Source organism: Allobosea sp. GW821-FHT10B12 (assembly GCF_059415545.1).
The window spans coordinates 1-26561 of sequence record NZ_JBWKNL010000006.1; the positions used below are offsets into that span (position 1 = coordinate 1).

Here is a 26561-nt window from a genome sequence, read left to right on the forward strand (position 1 = left end):
CCGGCCGCTCCTCGGCCCGAACCGCGGTGATCGCGAGCACAGTCAAAGCGAGGCCCGAGACAAATCGTGTGAACATGATGGCTCTCCTTGATGGTCAGGGCTGTCATTCACCTTCGGGGCGAACGCTTCACTCAGCGGTTCGCCGCCTGCGCCTTAGGCTGGGCGAGCCAGTCCTCGAAGCGGATCGCGCCGATACGCGCGTTTTCGCCGGGCGTCAGCGAGCGGTCGGAGAGGACGCCGCCGTAATAGCGGGCATGGATATCCGGCACGACCTTGCGCGGATCCTGCGTCGCCTTCAGGAAGCGCCGGGCCAATTCGTCGAGCGGCAGCGCTTCCGGGCCGGCGACCTCGATCGTGCCGTTGACTGGCGGGGTGACAGCGACATCGGCGAGCGCTGCGGCGACATCGGTCGAGGCCATTGGCTGGATCAGGGCCGGAGACAGGCGAATCTCCTCGCCGACAACGGCCGACCGCACAATGGCACCGACGAATTCGAAGAACTGGGTGGCGCGCAGGATGGTGTAGGGGATGCCGGACGCCTTGATCAGGTTTTCCTGAGCGACTTTGGCCCGGAAGTAACCGTTTTCGGGCAGCCGCTCGCTGCCGACGATCGAGAGAGCGACATGGTGGCGCACGCCGGCGGCGGCTTCGGCAGCCAGCAGGTTGCGGCCCGAGGTCTCGAAGAAGTCGAGGACGGCCTTGTCCTCCCAGACGGGTGCGTTCGCCACGTCGACGACGACGGCGGCGCCGTCGAGCGCTTTGGCAAGCCCCTCGCGGGTGATGGTGTTCACGCCGGTGTTGGGCGCGGCTGCGAGCGCCTCGTGGCCGCGCGCTTTGAGATTCTGTACGAGCTTCGACCCGATGAGGCCGGTACCGCCAATGACGACGATCTTCATGGGCTTTCTCCGTTTCACCCGACAGCAACCATCGCCGTCGACATGGCCGGAGAGTGCCCGCAGGCTTGCGGGAAGTCCTTGCGGCGGGCTTGAATTGCCCTTCAAGGACGCTTGGTTTCTTGTCCAAGACGGCGCCTTGCGGCAGAGATGCGGGCGAGGGGGCTGTCGCTGTCGGACGATGCTCGAGCAACTGCACCGATCAGGGAGCCGAAGAGGTTCGGCCAAGGGACGACCGGCGTGACATTCGCGTTTGGCGATTACTTGCTCGACCCAGAGCGCCGAGAGCTGACCTTGCGCGCGCAGGTCGTGGCCGTCGGACCGCAGGTCTTCGACCTGCTGCTGCATCTGATCAGGAATCGCGACCGGGTCGTCAGCAAGGACGAATTGCTGCAGGCGGTGTGGAGCGGCCGAATCGTCTCGGAATCGACGATCACCAGCCACATCAATGCGGTCCGGAAGGCCGTCGGCGATAGCGGCGAGGATCAGCGCCTGGTCCGGACGATCGCGCGCAAGGGGTTCCGCTTCGTCGGCGAGATCGAGCAAATCGGAGATGCGCGACAGCCGGCCGGATCGGGCATCGTCGAACGCGCCATGGGGCAGCCGGTGGAGCTGCCCTCCACACCCCTCCCGCCGGACAAGCCCTCCATCACCGTCCTGCCCTTCCAGAACCTGAGCGGTGATCCCGAACAGGAGTATTTCGCCGACGGCGTGGTGGAGGACATCATCGCCGCCCTGTCGCGCATCCGCTGGCTGTTCGTCATCGCCCGCAATTCGAGCTTCGCCTTCAAGGGCCGGGCGGTGGATGTGAAGGAGATCGGCCAGCAACTCGGCGTGCGCTATGTGCTGGAAGGCAGCGTCCGCAAATCCGGGAACAAGGTGCGCATCACTGGACAGCTCATCGACGCCGCGACCGGGACGCATCTCTGGGCGGAGCGCTTCGAAGGCATGCTCGACGACATCTTCGAGCTGCAGGACAGGATCGCCGAAAGCGTCGTCGGCGCGATCGCGCCGCAGCTCGAACGGGCGGAGATCGAGCGCGCCAAACGCAAGCCGACCGAGAGCCTGGACGCCTACGATTATTACCTGCGTGGCACGGCGAAGCTCCACTCCGGAACCAGAGAAGCCATCGAGGCGGCGCTGCCGCTCTTCTACAAGGCGACCGAACTCGATCCAGACTTCGCGTCGGCCTACGGCATGGCGGCCTGGTGCCACTTATGGCGCAAGGTGAATGGCTGGATGGTCGATCGTCCGCGGGAGATCGCCGAGGGGCTGCGGCTGGCGCGGCTGGCGGTCGAGCTTGGCCGGGACGATGCGGTCGCCCTGACCCGGGCTGGGCATGCACTCGGCCATTTCACTGGCGATCTCGATGGCGGCATCGCGCTGATCGATAGGGCGATGCTGCTCAATCCCAATCTCGCTTCCGCCTGGTTCCTCGGCGGCTTCCTGCGCGCCCTCAATGGCGAACCCGTATCCGCTCTCGAGCATTTCGAGCACGCCGTTCGCCTGAGCCCGCTGGATCCCGAAATCTTCAGGATGCAGGTCGGCATGGCGCTGGCGCATTTCTTCGCGGGGCACTTCGATGCCGCCGTGGCCTGGGCCGAGAAGGCGGCAGGAAATCTACCCAGCCTGCTCGTCGCGGCCGCCGTGATGGCGGCGAGCAACGCGCTCGCCGGACACACCCAGGATGCGCGGCAGGCCATGGAACGCCTGCATGCGCTCGATCCCTCCATGCGCATCGCCAAGCTCAAGGACTGGCTTCCGATCCATCGCCCGGAAGATCTCGCACGGTTCGCGGAGGGTTTGCGGCTGGCAGGACTGCCCGAGTGACGCGACAGCTGTGCTGCCCGGCCACCTGCCAAGCGGGGCGAAGGCAGGAGGGCTCGTCAGGCCGATCGGTGGGGCGCCGGCGGCCTTATCGTTGCGAGTGCCGATCCGGCCAGGTCAGTTCCGATGGGAGCGTCGCGATTAATCCGATGCTCTTGCCGGCGGTGTCCCATGAGTGTGGAAGCTCTCGATCGTCTTCAGCCCCCAGGCCTGGCCCTTCTTCCGCTCCTCTTCCGTCCAGGTCACCGTCTGCCAGTCGGGATCGAGGATAAGGCGCGCCCCGGCATTGGCGATCTCGACGCGGTTTCCGGCGGGCTCGTAGACATAGAGGAAGAAGGTCTGCTGCACCGCGTGCTTGTGCGGCCCAGTCTCGATGAAGACGCCGTTCTCCAGGAAGAGATCGGCTGCCTCCAATATGTGCTCGCGCTGGTCGACGGCATAGGTGACATGGTGGAAGCGCCCGCGCGCCGGGGTGTGGTCGCGGGTATAGGCGATGTCGTAGCTCTTGTTGTTGACGGTGAACCAGCAGCCGCCGACCTCGCCAGAATCGAGCACGATCTGCTCGGTGACCCGGCTGCCCAGCGCCTTCGGCATGAACTCGCGGATCGCCGCGACGTCCTGCGCCAACAGGTTGAGATGGTCGAGCCGGCGCACGGCGCAGCCGCGGCCATGGTTGCGCTGCGCCTGGTTCTTCAGGGCGGGCCGCTCCTTTTCAGGAGCGACGTATTTGTTGGTCTCGAAATAGATCTCGAAGACATGGTCGTCCGGATCGCGGAAGCGATAGGCCCGGCCATGGCCGAGGTCGCCCTCGCTCCAGCCGATGCCACAGCCCATCGCCTCGATCGCGGCGACGCGGCGCAGCAGGCCTGCCTCGCTCGTAGCGCGATAGCCGATATGGCCGACGCCGGTCGTCTTCGCTGCGGTGAGCTTCAGCGTATGGAACTCATAGTCGTCCCAGGCACGCAGATAGACGCTGTCGCCTTCGCGCCCGCTCTCCGTCAGCCCGAAGATGTCGACGAAGAAGTCGAGGCTCTCCTGCGGCTTGTTGGTGAAGAGCTCGACGTGGCCGAGATGAGCGATGTCGAAGCAGGGCTCCCCGCTCATCCCCAAACCTCCTTCGCGACTTCGAGGATGCGCGAGAGCTTGGCCCATTGCTCATCCTCGGCCAGGACATTGCCTTCCTCGGTCGAGGCAAAGCCGCATTGCGGCGACAGGCAGAGCTGCTCCAGCGGCGCGAACTTCGACGCTTCCTCGATCCGGCGCTTGAGATTGTCCTTGCTCTCGATCTCGCCGAACTTCGAGGTCACCAGCCCGAGCACGACCTGCTTGTCGCCCTTGGGCAGGAAGCGCAGCGGCTCGAAACCGCCGGAGCGGTCATCGTCCCACTCCATGAAATAGCCGTCGACATCGATCTCGTTGAAGACCATCTCGGCGACCGGCTCATAGCCGCCCGAGGCGATGAAGGTCGACTTGAAATTGCCGCGGCAGGTGTGGGTGGTGATCTGCATGTCGGCCGGCTTGGCCTTCAGCGCCGCATTGAGCACGTCGCGATAGATGAAGACCAGCTGTTCCGGATCGTCGCCGCGCTCGGCCAGCATCTTGCGCTGCTCGGGATCGCAGAAATAGGACAGGCTGGTGTCGTCGAGCTGGAGATAGCGGCAGCCGGCGTCGTAGAAGGCCTTGATCGCCTTGGCGTAGGCCTTGCCGAGGTCGTCATAGTAGTCCTCGATCCGCAGGTACGCGCTAGGGTCGATCGCTTTGCGGCCGCCGCGATAATGCAGCATGGACGGGCTCGGGATCGTCATTTTCGGCACCCGGCTGGTCGTCGAGGCCAGGAACTTGAAATGGGCGAGATGCGGGTGATCGTCCGGGAAATCGAGCTTGCCGGTGACGCGGACCGCATGGCCCTTGGTGCTGACACCCTTGAACTGGATGCCTGAATCGGTTTCGAAGCTGGTGACGCCGGAAAGGCCGTCGAGGAAATCGAAATGCCAGAAGGCGCGGCGGAACTCGCCGTCGGTCACCGCCTGCAGGCCGACCTCCTCCTGCTTGCGGACAAGCTTCCTGATCTCCTCGTCCTCGATCGCGGTCAGCTCGGCCTGACCGATCTCGCCGGCCGCGAGCTTGGCGCGCGCGTCCTTGACCGGCTCGCTGCGCAGCAGGCTGCCGACCATGTCGCCCCGGAACGGCGGCTTCTGTCTCTGGCTCATGGCGTTTCCTTTCCCGTTTTCTGTCGTTGGCTCAGGCGGCGGCGAGGCCGAGATGGCGCTCCAGCCGTGATGGGTCGGCGAGGAGCTCGGCACTTCCCGCGGCAAGGACGACGCGGCCGCGCTCGAGCACGATCGCCTCGTCGGTGAGTTCGAGGATCTTGCGGGCGTGCTGCTCGATCACGATCGCCGACAGCCCCTCCTCGCGGACGAGGCGCTTCAGGGCACGCAGCAATTCCTCGACGATGATCGGCGCCAGCCCCTCGGTCGGCTCGTCGAGCAGCAGCAGCTTGGGATTGAGCATCAGCGCCCGGCCGATCGCCAGCATCTGCTGCTCGCCGCCGGAAAGCTGGTTGCCGAGATTGCCCTTGCGCTCGGCGAGCCGTGGGAACATCGCAAAGACGCGCTCGGTCGTCCACGCACCAGGTGTCGCCACCGCAGTCAGGTTCTCCAGCACGGTCAGCGATTTGAAGATGTTGCGCTCCTGCGGCACCCAGCCGATGCCGGCGTGAGCACGCTGCTCGGGCGAGGCCGTGGTGAGGTCGCGCCCGGCGAGCATGATCCGCCCGCCGCGGCGGCGGGTGACACCGATGATGCTGTTGACCAAAGTGGTCTTGCCGACGCCATTGCGGCCGAGCAGTGCCAGCGAGCGTCCTTCCGCGAGCGATAGGTCGATGTCGAACAGCACCTGGGCTTCGCCATAGCCGGCGCTGAGGCGTTCGACTTTGAGGAGTTCAGCCATGGCCGTGCTCCCCGAGATAGGCGGCGCGAACGGCCGGATCATTGGCGATCTCGGCCGGCGTGCCGTCGGCGAGCAGGCGGCCATTGACCAGCACGGTGATCCGCGTCGCGAAGCGGAAGACGAGGTCCATGTCGTGTTCGATCAGCAGCACCGAGACATCCTCCGGCAGGCCGTCGACCGTCGCCATCAGATCGCGCCGCTCGGCCTCGGGCACGCCCGCCGCCGGCTCGTCGAGCAGCAGCACGCTCGGCCTCGCCGCGAAGGCGGCGGCGATCTCGATCTGGCGCTGCTTGCCATAGGGCAAGGTCGCGATGCGCTCGTCCATGATGTCGTCGAGCTTGAAGCGGGCAAGGATCTCGGCCGTCTCGGCGACGAGCTCCTTGTCCCCATCGAGCGCCCGCAGGGGCTGCCGGCCCCTGCCGAGTCGTTCGGAGGTGACGAGCGCGATCATCTCGACCGGCGTCATCGTTGCGAAGAGCTGGTTGATCTGGAAGGTGCGCGCCAGCCCGCGCCCGACCCGCGCCTCACGCGGCAATCCGGTGATGTCCTCGCCCATCAATTCGACCCGGCCGGAGCTCGGACGGAGCACCCCGGTCAATTGGTTGACGAAGGTGGTCTTGCCGGCACCGTTCGGGCCGATCAAGGCATGGCGCGCACCCTTGGCCAGCGTGAAGTCGACATGATCGGTCGCGGTGATGCCGCCGAAGCTCTTGCAGAGATCGAAGGTCTGGAGCGCCACGCTCATGTCGGCGCCCTCCGGCCGAGGCGCCCGATCCGGTCGACCACAGCCTTGATCCCACCATGGATCAGCTCGCGCCCGCCGAGGACGAACAGGACGAGGAAGAGCCCGATCCAGAACATCCAGTATTGCGGCGTGAAACTCGCGATCACGTCCTGCAGCAATTTGAAGGCGACCGCGCCGATCAAACCGCCATAGAGATAGCCGGCCCCGCCGATGATCAGCACCAGCATCAGATCGGCCGAGCGGTGGAAGGCGAGCACGTCGAGCGAGACGAACTGCGTGGTCTGGGCCAGCAGCGCGCCAGCCGCCCCGGCATAGGCGGCCGCCAGCGTGTAGACCGCGACGAGCCGCCAGTGCAGTGGCACGCCCGAAGCCGAAGCGCGCAAGGGATTATCGCGGATCGCCCGTAGCGACAGGCCAAAAGGCGAGGTGGTGATGCGCCGCGCAAGTACGAACAGTACGAACAGCACGGCGAGCGAATAGAGATAGGCGGTCTTGCCGAAGATATCGAACTCGAACAGGCCGAGCACCGGCCCCATCACGATGCCCTGCAGGCCGTCGGCGCCGCCGGTGATGCCACCGAGCGAGTTCGCCAGTTCCCCCAGGATCAGCGCAACACCGAGCGTCACCATCAGGCGTGTCAGGTCGCTGCCGCGCAGGATCAGCGGGCTGGTGAGAAGGCCGAGCAGGCCGGCCGCCCCCATCCCGACCGCCAGCCCTGTCAGCGGATCGGCGCTGGCATGCTTGGCGAAGAGCCCTGCGGCATAGGCGCCGAACCCGAAGAAGGCGGCATGCCCGAGCGAGACGATGCCGGCATAGCCGAGGATGAGATCAAGTGAGAGCGCGAACAGCCCGAGGATCGCGATCTCGTTGAGGATGAGGAGCTGGCGCGGCAGCAGGAAGAAGGCCGCCAGCGCGATGACCCAGAACACGATCTCGGCCGGATGCCAGCGCCGCGCGCCGTAAAGCGAGCGCCGGACGCGCGCCTCGATGCTCTCAGCCTTCATGCCCGGCCCCTGGCGAAGAGGCCATGCGGCCGGGTGATCAAGAGGATCACCATCAACGCATAGATGATGAAGGCGCCGAGCTGCGGGACGAGATACTTGCCGGTGACATCGGCGACCCCGAGCAGCATCGCCGCGAAGAACGGTCCGGAAATGGTCGAGGTGCCGCCGACGGTCACGACGATCAGGAAGTAGATCATGAACTTCAGCGGGAAGGTCGGATCGAGCCCCATCAATTCGATGCCGAGCGCCCCGCCGAGACCGGCGAGCCCCGAACCAAACGCGAAAGTGAGCGCGAACAGGCGATTCACCGGGATGCCGAGGCCGCGCGCAACCCTGGCATCGTCGACCGCGGCGCGCAGCCGGCTGCCGAAGCGCGTGCGGGTGAAGCCCCATTGCATCGCGAAGGCGAGCGCGCCGCAGAGCACGATGATGAAGAGCCGATAGCGGCCGACACCGATGCCGGCGACGTCGAAGCGCCCACTCAGCCAGGCCGGCAGATGAACGAACTGCTGGCTCGAGCCCATCAGATAGTCGGCCCCGGCCACGGCCATGAACACCAGCCCGATCGAGAACATCACCTGGTCGAGATGGCTCTTGGCGTACATCGGCCGGTAGATCAGCCGCTCCAGCACGAGTCCGGCGAGCGCAGCGGCGAGGAAGGCCGCCGGCAAGGCCATCAGGAACGGCAGGCCGAGCCGCTGCATCGCCAACACCGTGACATAACCGCCGAACATGGCGAAGGCGCCGTGGGCGAGGTTGATGAAGTTCATCAACCCCATGGTCACGGACAGCCCGCAGGCCAGCACGAATAGGATCATGCCGTAGGCGACGCCGTCGAACAGGATGGTGAGCACGTCGGTTCCGCCCTGGCCGGCTTACTTCTTAGCCTTGGACGGGTCCTTGACGTTCGGGATCGTCTCGAACTCCTGATTATAGAGCTCGCCGTTCACGCGCTCGACCTTGCGGATGTAGACGTTCTGGATGATGTCGCGCGTCTCCGGGTCGATCGAGATCGGTCCGCGCGGGCTCGTCCAGCTCATTCCCTTCATCGCGGTGACCAGCGCCTCGCCGCCCTCGCCCTTGGTCTTCTTCAAGCCCTCATAGAGCGCGTGCATGCCGTCATAGCCGCCGACCGCCATGAAGTTAGGGCGCAGGCCGGGATTGGCCTTCTTGAAGCCCTCGACGAAGGCCTTGTTCTCCGGGCTGTCATGCGAGGCTGAATAGTGCTGGGCGGTGACGACGCCGAGGGCGATGTCGCCCATGCCGTTGAGGATGTCGTCATCGGTGAGATCGCCGGTGCCGATCAGCTTGATGCCGCTCTTGTCGAGGCCGCGCTCGACGAACTGCTTCATGAACTGGGCGCCGACGCCTGATGGTACGAAGACCAGCAGCGCCTCGGGCTTGGCATCGGCGACACGCTGCAGGAAGGGCGAGAAATCCGGGTTCTGCAGGGGCACGCGGATGTTCTCGACCTGGCCGCCGCCGGCCTTGAACGCCTCCGAGAACGAGCTCTCGACGTCATGGCCCGGGCCATAGTCCGAGACGATGGTGATGACGCGCTTGGTGCCCTGCTTGGCGATCCAGGTGCCGAACGGCGAGCCGATCTGTGGCACGACCTGGCTGGTGCGCACGATGAAGGGCGAGCGCTCGGTGATGATCCCGGTCGCCGCGGCCATCACCACCATCGGCGTCTTCGCCTGCGTCGCCAGTGGGGCGGTCGCGAGCGCCAGCGGCGTCAGGCCGAAGCCGGCGATCGCGGTGACCTTGTCGTTGACGATCAGCTCCTGCGCGATGCGGCGGGTGACGTCGGCGGTGCCGGTGTCGTCCTTGACGATCAGCTCGACCTTCTTGCCGGCGACGGTCGCACCCTTCTCCTGGATGTAGAGATTGGCGGCCGCGGCGATCTGCCGGCCGGTCGAAGCGAAGGGGCCGGTCATCGGCAGGATCAGACCGATCTTGATCGCATCCTGCGCCAGAGCCGCGCCGCTGACCGAAGCGGCCAGTGCAAGGCCGAGCATTCCTTTGAGAATCGTCCTGCGAATGGTCATGTCATTCCTCCCGAGAGTTGTGCCGATCCCCTTTGCGGGGCTTTCGTTGGATTATTCGCCGTCGTCGTCGCGATAGGTAAGGCCTGCTTTGGCGAGGCCGTCGCGCATAGCGTACATGTCCAGCCCCAGTTCGCCAGCAGCCAGGCGTCTACGCTTTTCGTCTTCATTGGCTTCGCGCTTGCGGCCGGCGGCGGCGACCGCCTCGGCCTCGCGCAACGGCACGACCACGACGCCGTCATCGTCGGCGACGATCACGTCGCCGGGATGGATGAGCGCCCCAGCGCAGACCACCGGCACGTTGACGCTGCCCAGCGTCGCCTTGACCGTGCCCTTCGCGGAGATCGCCCGCGACCAGACCGGGAAGCCCATCTCGGTCAGCGTGCGCACATCGCGCACTCCGGCATCGATGACGAGGCCGATGCCGCCGCGCGCCTTGAGCGAGGTCGCGAGCAGATCGCCGAACATGCCGTCGGTATTGTCGGCGGTGCAGGCGACGACGAGCACATCGCCTGGCTGCACCTGCTCGATCGCGACATGGATCATCCAGTTGTCGCCGGGCTGGGCCAGCACGGTCACCGCCCCGCCGGCGATCTGCGCGCCGGCATAGATCGGCCGCATATAGGGCTTCAGCAGCCCGCTCCGGCCCATCGCCTCATGCGTGGTCGAGACGCCGAGCGCGGCGAGATCGGCCATCGCCGCGGCCGGGGCGCGCTTCTTCGTGCGGATGACGACGGGGTTCATGCCAGCGTCTCCAGCGCTTCCGGGAAGAGGCGCTGATAGGCCTCGCCATAGGTCATCGCCTTGCCGGAGTTGCGCCCGCCCTGCATGCCGCGATTGAGCGCGACGCGGGTGTAGTACTCCCAGAGATGCTTCTGGGCCGCGAGGATCTCGAACGCCTTGCGCTTCTGCTCCCAGACCTCGTCGATGTTGAGGATGACGTTCGGCTTGAAGTTGCACTGCTCGGGCTGGTGCGGCTCGAACAGGAAGACCGGCGGGGCGGCATAGGCGCGGGCCGGATCGGGCTTGTGGCCAGCCGCCTGCGCGATGATGCGCGCCTCCTGGGCGAAGCGCGTCGCCTCGGGATGGTCGACATTGTAGGGATCTTCGAGCGCGTGGGTCAGCACGAAGCTCGGGTTTAATTCGCGGAAGATGTCGATGGCGCGCTCCAGCATCGGCTCGGTGGTGCGCAGCGGGTAGTCGCCGGCGTCCATGAACTCGATCTCGGCGCCCAGCGTCGCGGCGGCAGTCTCCGCCTCCTCGCGGCGCTGCGCCTTGACCTCGTCCATCTTCACACCCGCCTTCTTCCAGGCGAACTGGCTCTCGCCGCGCTCGCCATAGGACAGGCAGAGGATCTTGACGCGCATGCCGCGCACGGCGTGCAGCGCAATGGCCCCGCCTGCCCGCCAGACGAAATCGCCGGGATGGGCGGTGATCACCAGTCCTGTCTTCTGGGCGCTCATCGGATGCGCTCCTCCATTACAATCGGCCAGCCGGCACGAAGGCCTGCCCTGCCATCAGGATACGGGCGGTGCGCAGCAGCCCGGCCCGCTCGACCACCGGCTGCTCCGCGCTGCCGCCGACCGTCAGCGTCACCGTGAACTCGCCGGTCGGATGCTCGACCGAGAGCGTCCGCTCGCGCCCCTCGGGCATTGCGACCACCGAAGCCGCAGGCGAGCCCGGCAGCACGGCGGCGGTCGCGACCGTCACGGCGGCGAAGACGCCGATCGAGGCATGACATTCATGCGGGATGAAGCTGCGCGTCGAGATCGCCCCGCCCGCCTGCGGTGGCGCGACCAGAGCGATCTTCGGCACGACCTTCCTGGCGACATCGCCGAGATTCATCAGCGGCCCGGCGGCGAGGCGGATGGCCTCGATCCGGGCCTTGAGCTCGGCATCCTCGTTGAGCTGATCGCGCGGCTCATAGCCGCTGCGTCCGACATCCGCCGCCCGCAGCACGATCACCGGCATGCCATTGTCGATCAGCGTGCAGGGCACACCTTCGATCACGTCGACGACATTGCCGGTCGGCAGCAGTGATCCGCAGACCGAGCCCTCGGCGTCGAGGAAGCCGATATCGATCGGCGCCGACGTCCCCGGCACGCCGTCGATGCGTGCCGCCCCCTCGGCGCTCGCCTGCCCGTCCGGCGTATCCATGGTCAGGTCGGCGATCGTGCCGGTATTGATCGTGCGGACCCGCACGGTGGTGCGCTCGTCACCAGCCTCCACCAGCCCGCGCGCCAGCGCGAATGGGCCGATCCCGGCGAGGATGTTGCCGCAGTTCGGGGTGGTATCGACCGAAGCCGTCTCGACACCGACCTGCGCGAACAGGAAGTCGATATCGCAGCCGGGCTCGTCCGAGGCAGAGACGATCGCGACCTTGCTGGTCAAAGGGTGGGCGCCGCCGAGCCCGTCGACCTGGCGCTTGTCGGGCGAGCCCATCACCGCGAGCAGGAATGCGTCGCGCGCCGCGATATCGGCCGGCAGGTCCTCGCGCAGGAAATAGGCGCCTTTGGAGGTGCCGCCGCGGATCAGCATGCAGGGAATGGCGAGCTGGCCCATCGCTTCACTCCGCCGCCTTGATGCCGGCGCGGGTGATCACCTCGCGCCAGAGCACGAGTTCCGAGCCGATCAGCTTGCCGAAGCCTTCGGGCGTCTCCGGCCGGGCGATGGCGCCGTCCTTGGCCAACGCCGCGGCGAAATCGGACTGGCCGAGCAGCGCGTTGATTTCGCGGTTGAGCCGCTCGACGATTCGTGGCGGCGTGCGCGCCGGCGCCACCATCCCGTACCATTGCACCGCCTCGAAATCTGGCAGGCCGCTCTCGGAGAGCGTCGGCAGATCAGGCGCGAAGCCGACGCGCTCGCGCGCGGCGACGCCGAGCACCCTGAGCTGACCACCTTCGCCCAAGGGTAGCACCGCCGGCCCGCCCGTCAGCGTGAACTGGATGTTGCCGGCGACGAGATCGTTCACCGAAGGCGCCGTGCCGCGATAGGGCACATGCGTCGCCTCGATGCCGGCACGATGGCAGAAATAGGCGGTGGCGATATGGGCGGCGCTGCCCTGTCCGCCCGACGAATAGTTCAGCTTGCCCGGATTAGCCTTGGCGTAGGCGATGAACTCACCGAGGGTCTTGGCCGGCAGTTTCGGATTGATCGCCAGGATGTTCGGCAGCATGGCGACGAGCGCGATCGGCTGGAAATCCTTGATCGGGTCATAGGGCACGTTCGGATAGAGCGAGGGCGCAAAGGCCAGCGTGCCGATATGGCCCATCATCAGCGTGTGCCCGTCCGGATCGGACTTGGCGACCTGCCCCGAAGCCGTCATGCCGCCGGCGCCCGGCCGGTTCTCGATCACGAAGCCTTTCCCGGGGATGCTGCGTTCGAGCTTGTTGGCGATCAATCGCGCCAGCACGTCGGTACTGCCGCCGGGCGTGAACGGCACGACGACGCGGATCAATTGGCTCGGCCAGGGCTGCTGGGCGCGCAGTGGCGCAAGGCCGCCGAAGCCAGCGAGCCCCAAGCCCGCGAGAACGGAGCGACGATCCAGCATCATCGGGCTCCCTCCTTGCGGCGAGCCCCGCGCTGCTGGGCGTCGGCAATCGCCTGGGCCAGGCCGGGATGGAGGCCCGCGACGCCGAGCATCTCGGCCGCCTCGCACATCTCGGCCGAACGGCGCACGCCATGGGTGGCGACGCGCTCGCGCATGTCGGCGGCGAGCGTATGGAAATCGATCGACGGGAAAGTCGCGTTGAGGCTGGCGAAGACCGGGTCCTTCACGTCCCAGGCCTCGCAGGCGGCGGCGCAATCGACCATCAGCGCCTCCAGCCCCTTGATCACGATCGAGCGGCAGAGCTTCATCGCCGAGGCCCGGCCATAGACCTCCGACACCGGCGTCAGATTCATGCCGAGCCCATTGAGCGCCTCGGATACGGCCTGCGCCTGCGGGCCGCCTGAGAGGATCGCGACCTTGAGCCCGGGCTTCAGCACCGGCGCCATCACCGCGGCTTCGAGGTAGTCGGCGCCGCTAGCGATGACGGCCTCAGCCGCCCGCTGCTTGGTCGAAGGCGCAGCCGAATTGACGTCGACGAAGACCTGGCCCGGCTTCAGCCAGGCGGCCGCCTCGCGCGCCACCGCCTCGGCACGGTCGGCGGTGACAGCCGAAAAGACGAAAGCCGCACCCGCACAAGCCTCCTGCGCAGAGACTGCTCGGGTAACGCCAAGCTCCTCCGCTGCAGCGTCCAGGCGGTCGCCGGCCTCGCTGCCGAAGAGCAGGTCATAGGCCCGGATGGCGACGCCCTCATTGGCCAGCAAGCCGCGCGAGAAGGTCTGGCCGACCTCGCCGAAGCCGATGAAGGCGATCGCTGCCGTGTTGGCGCCTGCCATTGCTGGCCTCTCCTCGCGCGTTTCGTCCCGCCGCGAGGTTCGGCTAAAGCCATTCTGCCATCAAATGATAAGAATGCAGCGATTGATTACTTTTCTTCATCTCGCCTTGGCGCGATGCTGCGTTTCAACGCCTGGCTCAACAGCGCGATCAGGTCACGCGTCACCGGTCGCACCGGCACCGATTTGCGGGTGATGATCCCCAGCGTCCGGGTCACCGCCGGTGAGCGCAAGGGAACCGCGACCAGCTCGCCGGCATCGACGACGTCGAGTGCGAGCTGTGGAACCACGGCATAGCCGATGCGCGAGCGCACCAGGCTGACCGCGGTGACGACACGCTGGACCTCATAGCGCCAGGTCAGGCTCTCCCGCCTGGCCCCGAGCGCATCGTCGATCAGGATGCGGTTGCCGGTCTCGGCGCTGATCCGCACCAGCGGCTCATCCTGCAACTGCGCCCAGGTCAGCGAGCTCGCCTGCGCCAGCGGCATCGAGCGATGGCTGACCAGCACGAAAGGCTCCTTGACCACAGGCTTCAGCTCGAGGTCCCAGCGATTGGCGGCGACGATGGTGACACCGAACTCGGCCTCGCCCGACTGGACCTTGTCGGCGATCTCGGAGGCCGAGTTGTCATGGATGCGGACGCCGACGCCGGGATGGCGGGCGGCGAAGGCGGCGATCACTGCCGGCATGCAATGCGCCGCCACCGTCGGCAGGCAGCCGAGCGAGACCTGCTCGTCGCCTTCGCGCAGATCGACCCTGACCTCGTTGATGGCGAAGCCCAGATCCTCGAAGATGCGCCGCGCCCGCGGCAGCAGCGTCGTGCCGGCCGCAGTCAGCGAGACTTGCCGGGTCGTCCGCAGGAAGAGCGGCGTTCCCAGCGACTCCTCCAGCTTGCGGATGCGATGGCTGAGTGCCGTCTGCGACAGGTTGAGATGCGAGGCGGCAGCCCGGAAGCTGCCACGCTCGGCGATGCTGACGAAGGCCTGAAGTCCGAGAACATCGACGCGCATGCAGCTAGTTAATGCCCGCTCGCGCAGAAGGCGAGCCGCTGGGCGGCAAGGTCACCCGATTTCAAGATCCGGGCGAGTGGTCAGTCAGATCCGTTTGTTACCTTAGTGCATCCGCACCCAGACCGTTTGGTCCTGCTGATGCGGCGCAGGCTCGTCAACCCGGCTTGATGCCGGCTTCCTCGACCACGCGGTTGGCGCGCTGGATCTCGGCCTCGATGAACTTGGCGAAGCTCGCCGGGTCCTCCGTCACGGCCTCGGCGCCGAGCGCGGTCAGCTTCTCGACGATCTCGCGGTCCTTCGAGGCGGCCTGCACTGTCGCATTGACCCGCTGCACCGTCTCCGTCGGCAGGCCCTTCGGCCCCCAGAGGCCGTACCAGAGCGTGAAGTTGAGATCGGAAAGCCCTTGCTCACCGGCAGTCGGCACGTTCGGCAGGAGCTGGGTGCGCTGCGGGCCCATGATGGCGAAGGCGCGCACCTTGCCATCGGTGATGAACGACAGGGCCGAGCCGAGCGGGGCGACCATCAGCGGCACCTGGCCGGCGACGACATCGGTGATTGCCGGAGCCGTGCCGCGGTAATTGACCAGCTCGGCCGACGTGCCGGTGCGGAGCTTGAAGCTCTCGGTAGCGAGATGGCCCATGCTGCCCAGCCCGGAATTGGCGAAGGTGTACTCGGTCGGCTTCGCCTTCATCTGCGCGATCAGCTCCGTCATGGTCTCCGGCGTCTTGGTCGAGCCGATCAGCACCATCGGCGACATGGCGAAGCGCGAGATCGGCGTGAAATCCGCCAGCGGGTCATAGGACACGCTGCGCATCACGTGCTTGGCCATGATGTGGATGTCGGCATTGGTCAGATAGGTCGTGCCGTCAGGTGTCGCCCGCGCGACCTCGGCTGCGCCGAGCGTGTTGCTGGCGCCGGCCTTGTTCTCGACCACCCAGGATTCGTCGAGCGCAGGCGCGATGCGCTGGGCATAGAGCCGCCCGATGACGTCGATTGCGCCGCCTGCTGCCGCGGGTACGATGAGTCGTACGATCTTGCGTTGGGCCAGAGCAGCATGGGGCGCGAGCGCGGTGCCCGCGAGCCCCATCAGGGCCGCACGTCGTGTGATGATCACCAGATTTTCCTCCAGATGCGGCCGCTTGATCGCGGTTCTCGTTCGCTGCGAAAGGGCCGTCTGCGGTCTGGATCTCGCCTCGGCTGGGCCCGCGCGATGACGCTCGCCGGTTTATGCCGCAAGATAAGACCGCATACTTATTATCAGTATGCACCGTATCTTGGGCCTGTCAAACGGGCGAATTTCACGAGCTCCGACGCATTGGAGTCTGTGAAGCCGCTTCGATCGCAATCTCGAATTCGGGAAAGGCGCGCCTTCAGGCAGCCTCGGACGAGCGCCCCGCGGCAAGTCGCAGCGGCACGCGCGAGGCCTCGTTGTTGAGTTCGACGAGCTGCCCGAGCATGCGCATGAAGGCCTCGCGATCCTCCGGTGCCAGCGGCGCGAGGATCCGCTCCTGGGCTCGCTGCGCCAATGGCCCGGCTTCCTGCAGGATGCGCTCGCCCTTGGGAGAGAGATGCAGAACCTTGACGCGCTTGTCGTCCTTGCTGCCCGAGCGTTGGATCAATTCCTTCGCTTCCATTCGCTCCAGCACATTGCCGAGCGTCGAGCGGTCGAAGGCGACGAGGGCCGACAGACGCGTCGCATCGATGCCGGGATTGTCGCGCACCGTAACCAGCGCCGCGAACTGGACGGGAGTGAGATCGACCGGCGCACATTCTTCGAGAAAGAGCGAGACGGCGATCTGTTGCGCACGCCGAATGAGATGGCCGGGCATATGATAGATATCGTCCATCGACATCGTCGCTTTGCCTTGGTGTTATGGCGGGCTGGCCTCGCCACTTGAGCAGAGGTGCAGCCCATTCTTCATGCGCCGGCAGGGCTGAATACTACCAGTTCAGCGCAGCCACTCTTCGACTATAGATCGTATGCTTTCATTCTGTAGACTGTCAAATTAATCCAGTCCCTGCATGGCCTTGCCGAGGCCTTTGCCAAGATTGCTTGCTGCATCGTTCGTCGCCGCTCGGGGCCGGATGCAACTGGCCCGGCCTCCTCCAATCTCCCCGCTTCCGTTCGGGCGAAGCATCGTCACGGCCACGCTTTTTGCCGTCGGGTTGACAGCCCAAAATCTGCGGGTATCCTGTTAATCAGTATACGGACGATCTATCAGAGATCGCCGGATGGGAGGTTGGCCCCGGTAGTTTCCAGCTGCGGGAGCCGGGAGCCGGGAGCCGCGCGTGCGGCCGCAGGCGGCCTTCGCGCACTCATCTGCCTCTCTGATCCTCTGCACGATTCGGCGGCCCGGCCGCCCTATCGGCAGAGCCTGGCCTGCAGAATTTCGATCAAGGCGATTTGGAGAGACCGACCAATGTGCACCTCGGATCATGGCAACCATCCCATCGCCGTCGACCTGGCCGACACAGCCGCTGCCTCGGTCGCGCCCTCGCCGGAGATCGTCGAGGAGCTCGTCGCGGCCAATCACATCCTCTTCGATCAGGGCGTCGTCGATGCCTTCGGCCATGTCAGCGTGCGCCACGACAAGCGGCCCGACCGCTTCCTGCTGGCCCGCAACATGGCGCCCAGCCGGGTCGCGGCCGAGGATATCGTCGAGTTCACGCTCGACGGCGAGGCGGTGAACGCCAATGGCCGCAAGGTCTATCTTGAGCGCTTCATCCACGCCGAGATCTTCCGCAGGCGCCCCGACGTGATGGCCGTCATCCACAGCCACTCGCATTCGATCGTGCCGCTCAGCGTCGTCAAGGGCATGCGGCTCAGGGCGATGTTCCACATGGCCGGCTTCGTCGGCCAGGGCGCGCCGGTCTTCGAGATCCGCGAGGCCGGGGGCGACGCCACCGATCTCCTGATCAGCAACAACCATCTCGGCCGGGCGCTGGCCGAGCATTTCGACGGGCACGACATCGTGCTGATGCGCGGCCATGGCTCGACCGTGGTCGGCTACTCGATCAAGCAGGCGGTCTATCGTGCCGTCTATGCCGAGCTCAACGCGCGCTACCAGCTGCAGGCGATGCAGCTCGGCGAGGTGACTTACCTGACCGAGGGCGAGAGCCGCGCCTGCGTCGCCAGCATCGAGGCGCAGGTCCATCGCCCCTGGGAGATGTGGCTCGAACAGGCCCGCGCCCGCCGACGCTGACACCAAGCACACCAGATCATCCCGATCCATCCTGCCTCGCAGAAGGTGGCTGTCATGCAATTCCATCTCAACGGTTTTCGGACCGGCGATCCCGCCATGTCTGAGCCCGCCCCTGATCTCGCCGCGCCCTCGCCGGGTGGCTCCTTGCCGGAGGAGGTCGATGTCCTCATCGTCGGCTGCGGCCCGGCCGGGCTGACGCTGGCGGCGCAATTGGCCGCCTTTCCTGAGATCACGACGCGGATCGTCGAGCAGAAGCCCGGGCCTCTGGAGCTCGGGCAGGCTGACGGCATCGCCTGTCGCACGATCGAGATGTTCGACGCCTTCGGCTTCTCTGAGCGGGTGCTCAAGGAGAGCTACTGGGTCAACGAGACGGTGTTCTGGAAGCCCGACGCGGCCCGGCCGGAGGCGATCACCCGCAGCGGCCGGATCCAGGATGTCGAGGACGGGCTCTCCGAATTCCCGCATGTGATCCTCAATCAGGCACGGATCCACGACTTCTTCCTCGACGTCATGCGGCGCTCGCCGAGCCGGCTCGAGCCGGACTATTCCCGGCGCCTTATCGATCTCCAGATCGACAACAGATCACCGCACCCGGTTACCGTGCAGCTGGAGCGGCTCGATCCCCTGCATGAGGGCGAGGTCGAGACCGTGAGGGCCCGTTACGTCGTCGGCTGCGACGGTGCCCGCAGCGCCGTGCGCAAGTCGATCGGCCGCACTCTGCAGGGCGATTCCGCCAACCAGGCCTGGGGCGTCATGGATGTCCTGGCCGTCACCGACTTCCCGGATGTGCGGCTGAAGGCGCTGATCCAGTCCGCAGGCGAAGGCACGATCATCATCATCCCACGCGAGGGCGGCTATCTGATCCGGATCTATGTCGAACTCGACAAGCTCGCCGAGAACGAGCGGGTCGCGAGCCGCAATATCGGTGTGGAGCACCTGATCGCCGCGGCGCAGCGCATCCTGCGCCCCTACACATTCGAGGTGAAGGAAGTCGCCTGGTGGTCGGTCTACGAGATCGGCCAGCGGCTTTGCGACAAGTTCGACGACGTGCCGGCCGAGGAGGTCCAGCGGCGCCTGCCATCCGTCTTCATCGCCGGCGACGCCTGCCATACCCACAGCCCGAAGGCCGGCCAGGGCATGAACGTCTCGATGCAGGACGCCTTCAATCTCGGCTGGAAGCTGGCGGCGGTCCTGCGCGGGCAATGCCCGCCGGAGCTCCTGCACAGCTATTCGGCCGAACGCCAGGCGATCGCCAAGGAGCTGATCGATTTCGACCGCGAATGGGCAAAGATGCTCAGTGCTCCACTGAAGACTTCCGAAACCGGCGAGGGCGTCGATCCCAAGGAGGTCGAGGCCTATTTCGTCAGGCATGGCCGCTACACCGCGGGAACCGCGACGCGTTACGCGCCCTCGACCCTGACCGGCCAGTCGACCCATGCCGGCCTCGCGACGGGATTTCCGATCGGCGCGCGCTTCCAGTCTGCGCCGGTGATCCGGCTCGGCGACGCGAAGCCGGTCGAGCTCGGCCATGTCGCGCAGGCCGATGGCCGCTGGCGCCTCTACGCTTTCGCCGACCGCACCGATCCGTCTTCGGGCACGTCGCGCCTGCGTGCCCTGTGCGACTTCCTCGCGGATTCGCCCTCGTCACCCCTGCGGCGACACACGCGGGCCGGTGACGATGTCGATGCGGTCATCGACCTGCGCGCGATCCTTCAACAGGCCCATCGCGACGTCGCCGTGGAAGCACTGCCGAGTTTGCTCCTGCCCCGCAAGGGCCGGCTCGGCCTGATCGACTATGAGAAGGTCTTCTGTCCCGACCCGCACGGCGGCCAGGACATCTTCGACCTACGCGGCATCGACCGCGAGCGCGGCTGTCTGGTCGTCGTTCGCCCCGACCAGTATGTCGCCAATGTGCTGCCGCTCGATGATCACGCGGCTCTTGGAAAGTTCTTCGGAGCTTTCATGACACCGCAAAACCCCGTCGGTTGATGAGAGAAAGGTCATTCCAACGGACGCGCCAAGTCCGCGCTGAAAAGCTGACCTCTCGCCTCCGTCGCAACTGACCGATTTATGTGAGGCCGGCGGTTTCCCGGTGTGGAACAAGCTCGGTCGTGGCTCGGTTGAGTTCTAGCGAGCCCATGCGCTGCCCCATACTGCGCTTGGTCTTTGATAGCGGCGAGATATCGGAATCCGCCACTCGAAGGTTTTTTGCTGGCGGGGGCGGCGGATGACCTTCTGGTCTCTCACCGGCAGTTTTCTCGTCTGGTCGAGAAGAATGGCGCGCCCGAAAGGATTCGAACCTCTGACCCTCAGATTCGTAGTCTGATGCTCTATCCAGCTGAGCTACGGGCGCATGACAGCGAAAGCGGTTTTTGAAGGCCGCCGTGGGCTGACGGAAGCCGACTTAAAGGCTCGCGCCGCGCTTGGCAAGCCCCGTCTGCCGACTTGCTTCGCTTTCTTGTCAGGCGCTGGATAAGGGCCAGCGAAGGGGCCGTCAGCCGTGCTTGCCGTGCAGCAGGAGCGGCTGCAGGGCATCCTGCCGCGAGCCGTCCTCGGCTGTCCCGCTGTCCGGAGCGGATACGCGCCGGCCTCCAGCCCTGGACTTCGGCAGTTTCTCGGCGATGCCGTAGAGCTCCTCGCGCCGGTCCATCTCGCGCCAGATCTCGCCGGGCGTGATGCCGAGCTCGCTCCACAACACGACGAGATTGTAGATGAGATCGGCACTTTCGCGGACCACCGCAGGGCGATTGTTCTGCACTGCCTCGATGCCGACCTCGACTGCTTCCTCGCCGAGCTTCTTGGCCATTTTCGGCACGCCCTCGCGGATCAGCTTGGCGGTTCGCGATCGGGCGGGGTCGCGCGCTCTGGCCGTCAGGACGGCGGCGTAGAGTCTCTGCACCGAATCGGTCATCGGTACAGAATCGGGGCGCCATGTAAGGGTTTCGTGACGGTCCCGCCGCCGGCGTCGGGTGCTCATCGTGCGGTTACTCCTGCGAACAGGCGCGCGACCTCGCGATAGACATCGCGCTTGAACGGGATGATCAGTTCCGGCGTCTCCGCCAACGGAACCCAGCGCCAGGCGTCGAATTCCGGCTTGTGGCCTCCAGCAGGGTTGAGAATGTTGATCTCGCTCTCGTCGCCGTCGAAGCGGAAGGCGAACCATTTCTGAGACTGGCCGCGATAGCGGCCGCGCCAGGCTTCCTTGCCGATCTCGTGTGGCAGGTCGTAGCTCAGCCAGTCCGGCGCTTCGGCAAGCAGCGAAACCGAAGCGACATTGGTCTCCTCGCGCAGTTCGCGATAGGCGGCCTCGATCGGCTGCTCGCCGGCATCGATGCCGCCCTGAGGCATCTGCCATTCATGGCCCGGCGCGACATGCTCGCGCTGGCTGCGATTGGCGCGACGGCCAATGAAGACGAGCCCCTGGGGGTTGAACAGGGCAAGGCCGACGCAGGGACGGTAGCCGGCGGGAGGTTTCGTCATCGCAGCGAGCCGGTGGTGGAGGGGTTACGGAAGCCACGGGCGGCGCTGACCGGGACGATCACGAGGTTCTTCGCCTCGAGCGTGCGAGCCCAGCGCGTGATGCGCTCGACAGTGACGGGCAGGGCGCTGGCAATGGCTACGGCGGCGCCCTGATCGCGGGCGAGCGTCTCGAGGCGCTGCAGCTCCTTGTCGATCGTCTCGGCGCGCGGGACGGCATCGAGCGCGAGATCGGCCTTGAGCGCCGGAATCTGGGCCTTCGTCGCGGCTGAAGCGAGCAAACTGCGCGGCGAGGACCCGTCGTCGACCACCATCAACCCGCGCCCGGCAAGCTCGCGCAGCAGCGGTGTCAGGGCCATGTCGTCCGACGTCAGCCGGCCGCCGAGGAAGTTGACGATCCCGACATAGCCGGTGAAGCGGCCCAGCACCCATTGCAGCCGGTCGAGATTGTCGGTGCCCTTCGGGCCGGTAAGCAGGGTATGCGGGCCGGGGTCGTTGTCGGGATAGTCGAAGGGCTCCATCGGCACTTGCAGGAAGACCTCATGACCCTCGCTGCGAGCGCGTTGCACCGTCTTCTCCAGCTCGGCGCCATAAGGCGCGAAAGCAAGCGAGACCGATCCCGGCAGGCGTGCGATCGCCTCGCTCGTCGAGCTCTGGCTGATGCCGAGACCGCCGACGAGGATCGCGATCCGGCCGGCCGGCTTGCTGGTAGGCGCGGGGCCGAGCGGGCGGGCATAGACCTGTGCCGGCGTCGCGCCATCCGGGCCGATCTTCGGCAGCAGGCCATGCCGGGTACGCTCGACGAGGCGTTTGTCAGGCGCTGGCGCCAGTTTGACCGTGCCGTCGTCCGGCACGGTGATGATGATCGCGCCGGGGGCTTCTGAGCCCGGGCGGACAACGGTGACGCCGGATTCCGTCTCGAGCTGGCTGGCGCTGGCAGGGCCGCGCCGCTCGTCAGGCGCAGCGGCCTGGGGCGGGGCCTTGGCGATATCGGGGGCTGAAGGACGCTCGCGGATCATGGCGGTCGCGATCGGCTCGCCGCCGTCGGGATCGCGTCTGAGGGCTGCGTAGAGCGCAAGTCCCCCGAAGATGACGATCAGGGCGCTGGTCAGGCCGTGCCCAAGCCAGCGCCCATAAGGTTTTTGCGCGCGCGCGCGCTTCGCCTGCCCGAGCGGCTGGTCGAGTTCGCTGAGCGGCAATCCGGCCAAGAAGCGCCGTCCTCTTCGACGTCATCACGTATGCGAATCAGTTCGCAGCGCTAGAGTCGGATGATTCGGGCCGGAATCAATCGCCAATCGGCCGCAGGGAAAACAATCTCCTGCGGCCGTTGCACAAGTGCCGAGCTGTTGAGCCGAAAAGCCCGCGTCTCAGTTGGACTTCCCGGCTTCCGGAGCGGGCGCCGGGGCGGGTGCCGGAGTGGCGGGCAAGGCCACGTCCTTCTTGCCGCGCAGCAGGTTGAGCGCCGCGGCGAGCTGGGTGTCCTTGGTCGGGTCGATCGGAACGTAGGACGGCGAGCCAGCCTGCTCTTCCTTGCCGTCGCCATTGCGCAGATGGCCCTTGAGCGAGGCTTCGCCCTTGTTCTCGACCTTGTCCTTCAGCTCGGCCGGGACGTCCTGGATGATCTCGATGTCAGGCGTGATGCCCTTGGCCTGGATCGAGTTGCCGGACGGGGTGTAGTAGCGCGCGGTGGTCAGGCGCAGGCCGCCATTGTCGCCGAGGCGAATGACGGTCTGGACCGAGCCCTTACCGAAGGAACGCGAGCCCATGACGGTGGCGCGCTTGTGATCCTGCAAGGCGCCGGCAACGATCTCGGCGGCGGAGGCCGAGGACCCGTTGATCAGCACGACCACCGGCTTGCCCTTGGTCAGGTCGCCCGACTTGGCGTTGAAGACCTGGGTCTCCTCGGCATTGCGGCCGCGGGTCGAGACGATCTTGCCGCGCTCGAGGAAGGCGTCGGAGACCAGGACAGACTGATCGAGGCGTCCGCCGCGGTTGTTGCGCAGGTCGATGATGTAGCCCTTGACCTTGTCGAAGCCGATCTCGGCATTGATCTTGTCGAGCGCCTTGCGCAGGCCCTCATAGGTCTGCTCGCTGAAGGTGCCGATGCGGATATAGCCGACATCGCTCTCGACGCGCTCCTCGACCGCCGGAACGACGATGTTGGACCGGGTCAAGGTGAATTCGAGCGGCTCGGTCTTGCCGGTGCGCTCGATCGTCAGCTTGACCTGCGTGTTGATGATGCCGCGCATCTTCTCGACGGCCTGGTTGAGGCTGAGGCCCTTGACCTCGTCATTGTCAATCTTGCGGATGATGTCGCCCGCGAGGATGCCGGCCTTGGAGGCGGGCGTGTCGCGGATCGGCTTGGCGACCTTGAGAACCTCGTTCTCCATCGTCACCTCGATGCCGAGCCCGCCGAACTGGCCGCGCATGTCGATGTCCATGTCGCGGAAGCTCTTGGCGTCGAGATAGGCCGAGTGCGGATCGAGCGAGGAGACCATGCCGTTGATGGCAGCCTCGATCAGCTTCTGCTCGTCCGGCTTCTCGACATAGTCGGTGCGAATCTTTTCGAAGATGTCGCCGAAGAGATTGAGGCTGCGATAGACCTCGGCCGAAGCCGCGACCGCACTGGTCGAGGAGAGCAGCTTGGTCTGCGTCACGACGCCGGTGAGACCGGCGCCGGCGATCGCGCCGACCAGAACGAGAGAAACCTTGCGCATCATCCGCGAACCTTTTCGCCTTGCGATTTCGTCCACCACGGCGTCGGATCGATCGAGACGCCGTCTTTCCTGAACTCGACATAGAGGATCGGCTCGCCGGTCCCCGTTCCTACATTCGTCGCGGCCGCTTCCGCGGTCTCGCCCATTACCGCAATCGGCTCCCCGGCCAGCACAAATTGGTTCAACGACACATCGATGCGCTGCATGCCCGCCAGGAGAATATAGTAACCATTGCCGGCATTGAGGATCAAGAGTTGGCCAAAGGAGCGGAACGGCCCCGCATAGACCACCCAGCCATCGGAAGGTGACGAAACCACGGCGCCGGGGCGGGTGGAAAGCGAAATTCCACGAGTTGCGGCGCCAACTTCGTCAGCCGCGCCAAATCCACGCAATTGTGAACCGGCGACCGGCAGAGGCAGCATGCCGCGCAGTTCCTGGAAGGCGGCCTTGGGCGCGAGCCGAGCCGGATCGCGGAAGGCGAGCTGGGCCATGCGCTGGCGCTGCTCCTGTGTTTCGGCCTCAAGGGCGCGGCGGGCAGCGTCAGCGGCGCGGGTGGCGGCGGAAATGTCCTTCTCGATGCGCTCGACGAGGTCGCGCAGGGACTTGGCCTGCGCGGCGAGTTCGCCGCCGGCGGCGCGCTGCGCTTCGATGTCCTGGGCGGCGCTGGTCTCGCGGGTGCGCCTGGCCTCGATCAGCGACGCCAGGCGCTGACGCTCGCCGGCCAGCCCTTCCATCTCGCCGGCGATCGCCTTGCGCTCCTCAGCGATGCGCTCGCGCAGGCGCACCAGTTCGGCAAGATCGGTGCCGAGAATGGTGATCTCCTGACGCAGGTCGGGCACGACTGCGCCGAGCAGCATCGAGGCGCGCACCGCTTCGAGGATGTCCTCCGGCCGAACCAGCACCGCCGGCGGCGGCCGGCGGCCGATGCGCTGCAGCGCGGCCAGCACCTCGCCGATCAGGCCGCGCCGGCTCTCAAGCGAGCGTCGGATCGCGGTCTCGCTGGTCTGCAGCAGGGAAAGCCGCTGTTCGAGTCCAGCGATGCGGCCCTCGGCGCCTTGCGTGCGTGCGGTCGTCTCGAGCAGGGCCTGGTTGAGCTTGGTCCGGTCGGCGCGGATGCCGGCGATCTCGGCTTCCAGCTTGGCGCGCGCCTCGGCATTGCCGGCGAGCCGTTCCTCGATCGCCTTGAGCTCGGCCTCGCGGGCGCGCTTCTCCTCGCGCTTCTGCTCGGTCTCGCGGGCGGACTGTTCCGTTTCGGGGGCGGTAGCGTTCTGAGCCACGACGGCGCCGGCCGACAGGCACGCGCAGAGCAGCGCCGGCCAGGGCCGGAGCGTGCGTGCGATTCGAATCAGCCGGGAGCGGCGGGTCATGCGCGATGATAGGGATGTCCGGCCATGATCGTCATCGCTCGATAGAGCTGTTCGAGCACGAGCGCACGCACGATCTGATGCGGCATCGTCAGGGCGCCGAAGGACAGCACCAGCGCGGCACGCTCGCGCAGTTCGGCGTCGAGCCCGTCGGCGCCGCCGATCAGCAAGGTCGCGGCCGGCGTTCCGGCATCGCGCGCGGCGGCGAGGCGAGCCGCGAAGGCGTCGCTGTCGAGGCTTTTGCCACGCTCGTCCAGGGCGATGACGAGGCCGGAGGGCGGCAGGCGCTCGCCGATCAGTTTGGCTTCCTCGCGGCGGCGTTCATCGGTGCGGCGGCCACGGCCTTCCGCAAGCTCGATGACCTCGGGGCCGCTCAGGCCGAGCCCGCGGGCAAGTCCCTGAGCACGCTCCTGATAGCGGGCGCAAAGATCGCGCTCCGGCCCATCCTTCAGGCGGCCGACGGCAACAACCGACAAGCGCACGAGGGTTTCAGCTCAGCCGTCGAGGCGCTCGCGCGGCCGGTCGGCGCCCCACATCTTCTCGAGATTGTAGAACTGGCGCACTTCCGGGCGGAAGATGTGGATGATCAGGTCGCCGGTGTCGATCAGCACCCAGTCGCAAGCGGGAAAGCCCTCGACCTTCGGGGTCTCATGGCCGGCCTTCTTGAAGGCTTCGACGAGGCTGTCAGAGATCGAGGCGACATGGCGGTTGACCCGGCCGGAAGCGATGATCATGGCGTCGGCCAGCGAGGTCTTGCCGACAAGATCGATCACGGTGGCGTCCTCGGCCTTCATGTCGTCCAGGACCTGCAAGGCGAGCGCGATGCCGGACGCCGCCGGGTTGTCGGTCAGGGCAGCCGGGGGAAGCGGCTCTGTGCCAGCTTCGCCGATCGATTGACGGTTCAGAGCCGTATCCTCACGTGACGACGCGCTCAGGGCGCGACAGCC

General features: G+C 66.4%; 26 protein-coding genes and 1 tRNA gene. 3 read left to right on the forward strand and 24 right to left on the reverse strand.

The features are described 5' to 3' along the window. Positions 1–131: 131 nt before the first annotated feature. Positions 132–896 (reverse strand): SDR family oxidoreductase, encoded by a 765-nt coding sequence (locus AC07O0_RS20090; protein WP_494625467.1) that lies wholly within the window; start codon positions 894–896, stop codon positions 132–134. 237 nt (positions 897–1133) lie between these two features. Between AC07O0_RS20090 and AC07O0_RS20095 the strand changes: the two genes are divergently transcribed. After that, positions 1134–2723 (forward strand): winged helix-turn-helix domain-containing tetratricopeptide repeat protein, encoded by a 1590-nt coding sequence (locus AC07O0_RS20095; RefSeq protein ID WP_494625468.1) that lies wholly within the window; start codon positions 1134–1136, stop codon positions 2721–2723. 138 nt (positions 2724–2861) lie between these two features. On the opposite strand, the gene AC07O0_RS20100 is transcribed toward AC07O0_RS20095, so the two are convergent. The 15 genes from AC07O0_RS20100 to AC07O0_RS20170 all read right to left on the reverse strand — a co-directional run bounded on the left by AC07O0_RS20100 (position 2862) and on the right by AC07O0_RS20170 (position 16706). Further along, the gene (locus AC07O0_RS20100) at positions 2862–3824 is read right to left on the reverse strand and encodes a catechol 2,3-dioxygenase (RefSeq protein ID WP_494625469.1); all 963 of its coding nucleotides are present in this window, start codon (positions 3822–3824) and stop codon (positions 2862–2864) included. Beyond that, the gene (locus AC07O0_RS20105) at positions 3821–4930 is read right to left on the reverse strand and encodes a 5-methyltetrahydropteroyltriglutamate--homocysteine S-methyltransferase (protein WP_494625470.1); all 1110 of its coding nucleotides are present in this window, start codon (positions 4928–4930) and stop codon (positions 3821–3823) included. The genes AC07O0_RS20100 and AC07O0_RS20105 overlap by 4 nt, the downstream gene beginning before the upstream one ends. Before the next feature lie 31 nt (positions 4931–4961). Next, entirely contained in the window at positions 4962–5669 is a 708-nt protein-coding gene (locus AC07O0_RS20110; RefSeq protein WP_494625471.1) for an ABC transporter ATP-binding protein, read from the reverse strand. Next, positions 5662–6414 carry an ABC transporter ATP-binding protein gene (locus AC07O0_RS20115; protein ID WP_494625472.1) on the reverse strand — a complete coding sequence of 251 codons (753 nt, stop codon included), beginning with the start codon at positions 6412–6414 and terminating at the stop codon, positions 5662–5664. The genes AC07O0_RS20110 and AC07O0_RS20115 overlap by 8 nt, the downstream gene beginning before the upstream one ends. Next, positions 6411–7418, reverse strand: coding sequence for a branched-chain amino acid ABC transporter permease (locus AC07O0_RS20120; RefSeq protein WP_494625473.1), 1008 nt, complete (start codon positions 7416–7418; stop codon positions 6411–6413). The genes AC07O0_RS20115 and AC07O0_RS20120 overlap by 4 nt, the downstream gene beginning before the upstream one ends. Beyond that, positions 7415–8272, reverse strand: a complete 858-nt coding sequence (locus AC07O0_RS20125; RefSeq protein ID WP_494625474.1) for a branched-chain amino acid ABC transporter permease — start codon at positions 8270–8272, stop codon at positions 7415–7417. Before AC07O0_RS20125 ends, AC07O0_RS20120 begins: the two co-directional genes overlap by 4 nt. A 21-nt stretch (positions 8273–8293) precedes the next feature. Further along, positions 8294–9466, reverse strand: a complete 1173-nt coding sequence (locus tag AC07O0_RS20130) for an ABC transporter substrate-binding protein (RefSeq protein ID WP_494625475.1) — start codon at positions 9464–9466, stop codon at positions 8294–8296. A 51-nt stretch (positions 9467–9517) separates the two neighbouring features. Further along, positions 9518–10207: a 4-carboxy-4-hydroxy-2-oxoadipate aldolase/oxaloacetate decarboxylase gene (locus AC07O0_RS20135; RefSeq protein WP_494625476.1), complete on the reverse strand. Its 690-nt coding sequence runs from the start codon at positions 10205–10207 to the stop codon at positions 9518–9520. Next, a complete protein-coding gene (locus AC07O0_RS20140) occupies positions 10204–10926 on the reverse strand; it encodes a PIG-L deacetylase family protein (protein ID WP_494625477.1) in 723 nt (240 codons plus the stop codon). The genes AC07O0_RS20135 and AC07O0_RS20140 overlap by 4 nt, the downstream gene beginning before the upstream one ends. 16 nt (positions 10927–10942) lie before the next feature. Next, positions 10943–12025, reverse strand: a complete 1083-nt coding sequence (locus AC07O0_RS20145; protein ID WP_494625478.1) for a 4-oxalomesaconate tautomerase — start codon at positions 12023–12025, stop codon at positions 10943–10945. Positions 12026–12029: 4 nt separating this feature from the next. Further along, positions 12030–13016: a Bug family tripartite tricarboxylate transporter substrate binding protein gene (locus AC07O0_RS20150; RefSeq protein WP_494625479.1), complete on the reverse strand. Its 987-nt coding sequence runs from the start codon at positions 13014–13016 to the stop codon at positions 12030–12032. Continuing rightward, positions 13013–13846 carry an NAD(P)-dependent oxidoreductase gene (locus tag AC07O0_RS20155; protein WP_494625480.1) on the reverse strand — a complete coding sequence of 278 codons (834 nt, stop codon included), beginning with the start codon at positions 13844–13846 and terminating at the stop codon, positions 13013–13015. The genes AC07O0_RS20150 and AC07O0_RS20155 overlap by 4 nt, the downstream gene beginning before the upstream one ends. Before the next feature lie 86 nt (positions 13847–13932). Further along, the gene (locus AC07O0_RS20160; RefSeq protein WP_494625481.1) at positions 13933–14853 is read right to left on the reverse strand and encodes a LysR family transcriptional regulator; all 921 of its coding nucleotides are present in this window, start codon (positions 14851–14853) and stop codon (positions 13933–13935) included. Between the two features lie 154 nt (positions 14854–15007). Beyond that, entirely contained in the window at positions 15008–15967 is a 960-nt protein-coding gene (locus AC07O0_RS20165) for a Bug family tripartite tricarboxylate transporter substrate binding protein (RefSeq protein ID WP_494625482.1), read from the reverse strand. 256 nt (positions 15968–16223) lie between these two features. After that, the gene (locus tag AC07O0_RS20170; RefSeq protein ID WP_494625483.1) at positions 16224–16706 is read right to left on the reverse strand and encodes a MarR family winged helix-turn-helix transcriptional regulator; all 483 of its coding nucleotides are present in this window, start codon (positions 16704–16706) and stop codon (positions 16224–16226) included. 567 nt (positions 16707–17273) lie between these two features. On the opposite strand from AC07O0_RS20170, the gene AC07O0_RS20175 reads away from it, so the two are divergent. Both AC07O0_RS20175 and AC07O0_RS20180 read left to right on the forward strand, forming a co-directional pair. Then, positions 17274–18056, forward strand: a complete 783-nt coding sequence (locus AC07O0_RS20175) for a class II aldolase/adducin family protein (protein WP_494625484.1) — start codon at positions 17274–17276, stop codon at positions 18054–18056. A 54-nt stretch (positions 18057–18110) separates the two neighbouring features. Next, positions 18111–20045 (forward strand): FAD-binding monooxygenase, encoded by a 1935-nt coding sequence (locus tag AC07O0_RS20180; protein ID WP_494625485.1) that lies wholly within the window; start codon positions 18111–18113, stop codon positions 20043–20045. A 287-nt stretch (positions 20046–20332) separates the two neighbouring features. On the opposite strand, the gene AC07O0_RS20185 is transcribed toward AC07O0_RS20180, so the two are convergent. From AC07O0_RS20185 to rsfS, 8 genes are all read right to left on the reverse strand, one after another. After that, a tRNA-Arg gene (locus AC07O0_RS20185) sits at positions 20333–20409 on the reverse strand. Positions 20410–20550: 141 nt separating this feature from the next. After that, the gene (gene hisE, locus AC07O0_RS20190) at positions 20551–20967 is read right to left on the reverse strand and encodes a phosphoribosyl-ATP diphosphatase (RefSeq protein ID WP_494625486.1); all 417 of its coding nucleotides are present in this window, start codon (positions 20965–20967) and stop codon (positions 20551–20553) included. Positions 20968–21029: 62 nt separating this feature from the next. Beyond that, a complete protein-coding gene (locus AC07O0_RS20195) occupies positions 21030–21536 on the reverse strand; it encodes an RNA pyrophosphohydrolase (RefSeq protein ID WP_454028364.1) in 507 nt (168 codons plus the stop codon). Beyond that, positions 21533–22741, reverse strand: coding sequence for a divergent polysaccharide deacetylase family protein (locus AC07O0_RS20200; RefSeq protein WP_494625487.1), 1209 nt, complete (start codon positions 22739–22741; stop codon positions 21533–21535). Before AC07O0_RS20200 ends, AC07O0_RS20195 begins: the two co-directional genes overlap by 4 nt. Before the next feature lie 159 nt (positions 22742–22900). Beyond that, positions 22901–24250 carry a S41 family peptidase gene (locus AC07O0_RS20205; protein WP_494625488.1) on the reverse strand — a complete coding sequence of 450 codons (1350 nt, stop codon included), beginning with the start codon at positions 24248–24250 and terminating at the stop codon, positions 22901–22903. After that, entirely contained in the window at positions 24250–25527 is a 1278-nt protein-coding gene (locus AC07O0_RS20210) for a murein hydrolase activator EnvC family protein (RefSeq protein ID WP_494625489.1), read from the reverse strand. The genes AC07O0_RS20205 and AC07O0_RS20210 overlap by 1 nt, the downstream gene beginning before the upstream one ends. Before the next feature lie 86 nt (positions 25528–25613). Further along, positions 25614–26096: a 23S rRNA (pseudouridine(1915)-N(3))-methyltransferase RlmH gene (rlmH, locus tag AC07O0_RS20215; protein ID WP_494625490.1), complete on the reverse strand. Its 483-nt coding sequence runs from the start codon at positions 26094–26096 to the stop codon at positions 25614–25616. Between the two features lie 12 nt (positions 26097–26108). Continuing rightward, positions 26109–26465 carry a ribosome silencing factor gene (rsfS, locus tag AC07O0_RS20220; RefSeq protein WP_494625857.1) on the reverse strand — a complete coding sequence of 119 codons (357 nt, stop codon included), beginning with the start codon at positions 26463–26465 and terminating at the stop codon, positions 26109–26111. Positions 26466–26561: the final 96 nt, after the last annotated feature.

Bases quoted from the DNA above. Each gene is read 5' to 3' on its own strand.
- AC07O0_RS20090 (WP_494625467.1), bottom strand. From the start codon at position 896: ATGAAGATCGTCGTCATTGGCGGTACCGGCCTCATCGGGTCGAAGCTC.
- AC07O0_RS20100 (WP_494625469.1), bottom strand. From the start codon at position 3,824: ATGAGCGGGGAGCCCTGCTTCGACATCGCTCATCTCGGCCACGTCGAG.
- AC07O0_RS20105 (WP_494625470.1), bottom strand. From the start codon at position 4,930: ATGAGCCAGAGACAGAAGCCGCCGTTCCGGGGCGACATGGTCGGCAGC.
- AC07O0_RS20110 (WP_494625471.1), bottom strand. From the start codon at position 5,669: ATGGCTGAACTCCTCAAAGTCGAACGCCTCAGCGCCGGCTATGGCGAA.
- AC07O0_RS20115 (WP_494625472.1), bottom strand. From the start codon at position 6,414: ATGAGCGTGGCGCTCCAGACCTTCGATCTCTGCAAGAGCTTCGGCGGC.
- AC07O0_RS20120 (WP_494625473.1), bottom strand. From the start codon at position 7,418: ATGAAGGCTGAGAGCATCGAGGCGCGCGTCCGGCGCTCGCTTTACGGC.
- AC07O0_RS20130 (WP_494625475.1), bottom strand. From the start codon at position 9,466: ATGACCATTCGCAGGACGATTCTCAAAGGAATGCTCGGCCTTGCACTG.
- AC07O0_RS20135 (WP_494625476.1), bottom strand. From the start codon at position 10,207: ATGAACCCCGTCGTCATCCGCACGAAGAAGCGCGCCCCGGCCGCGGCG.
- AC07O0_RS20140 (WP_494625477.1), bottom strand. From the start codon at position 10,926: ATGAGCGCCCAGAAGACAGGACTGGTGATCACCGCCCATCCCGGCGAT.
- AC07O0_RS20145 (WP_494625478.1), bottom strand. From the start codon at position 12,025: ATGGGCCAGCTCGCCATTCCCTGCATGCTGATCCGCGGCGGCACCTCC.
- AC07O0_RS20150 (WP_494625479.1), bottom strand. From the start codon at position 13,016: ATGATGCTGGATCGTCGCTCCGTTCTCGCGGGCTTGGGGCTCGCTGGC.
- AC07O0_RS20155 (WP_494625480.1), bottom strand. From the start codon at position 13,846: ATGGCAGGCGCCAACACGGCAGCGATCGCCTTCATCGGCTTCGGCGAG.
- AC07O0_RS20160 (WP_494625481.1), bottom strand. From the start codon at position 14,853: ATGCGCGTCGATGTTCTCGGACTTCAGGCCTTCGTCAGCATCGCCGAG.
- AC07O0_RS20170 (WP_494625483.1), bottom strand. From the start codon at position 16,706: ATGTCGATGGACGATATCTATCATATGCCCGGCCATCTCATTCGGCGT.
- AC07O0_RS20175 (WP_494625484.1), top strand. From the start codon at position 17,274: ATGTGCACCTCGGATCATGGCAACCATCCCATCGCCGTCGACCTGGCC.
- AC07O0_RS20180 (WP_494625485.1), top strand. From the start codon at position 18,111: ATGCAATTCCATCTCAACGGTTTTCGGACCGGCGATCCCGCCATGTCT.
- hisE (WP_494625486.1), bottom strand. From the start codon at position 20,967: ATGACCGATTCGGTGCAGAGACTCTACGCCGCCGTCCTGACGGCCAGA.
- AC07O0_RS20195 (WP_454028364.1), bottom strand. From the start codon at position 21,536: ATGACGAAACCTCCCGCCGGCTACCGTCCCTGCGTCGGCCTTGCCCTG.
- AC07O0_RS20205 (WP_494625488.1), bottom strand. From the start codon at position 24,250: ATGCGCAAGGTTTCTCTCGTTCTGGTCGGCGCGATCGCCGGCGCCGGT.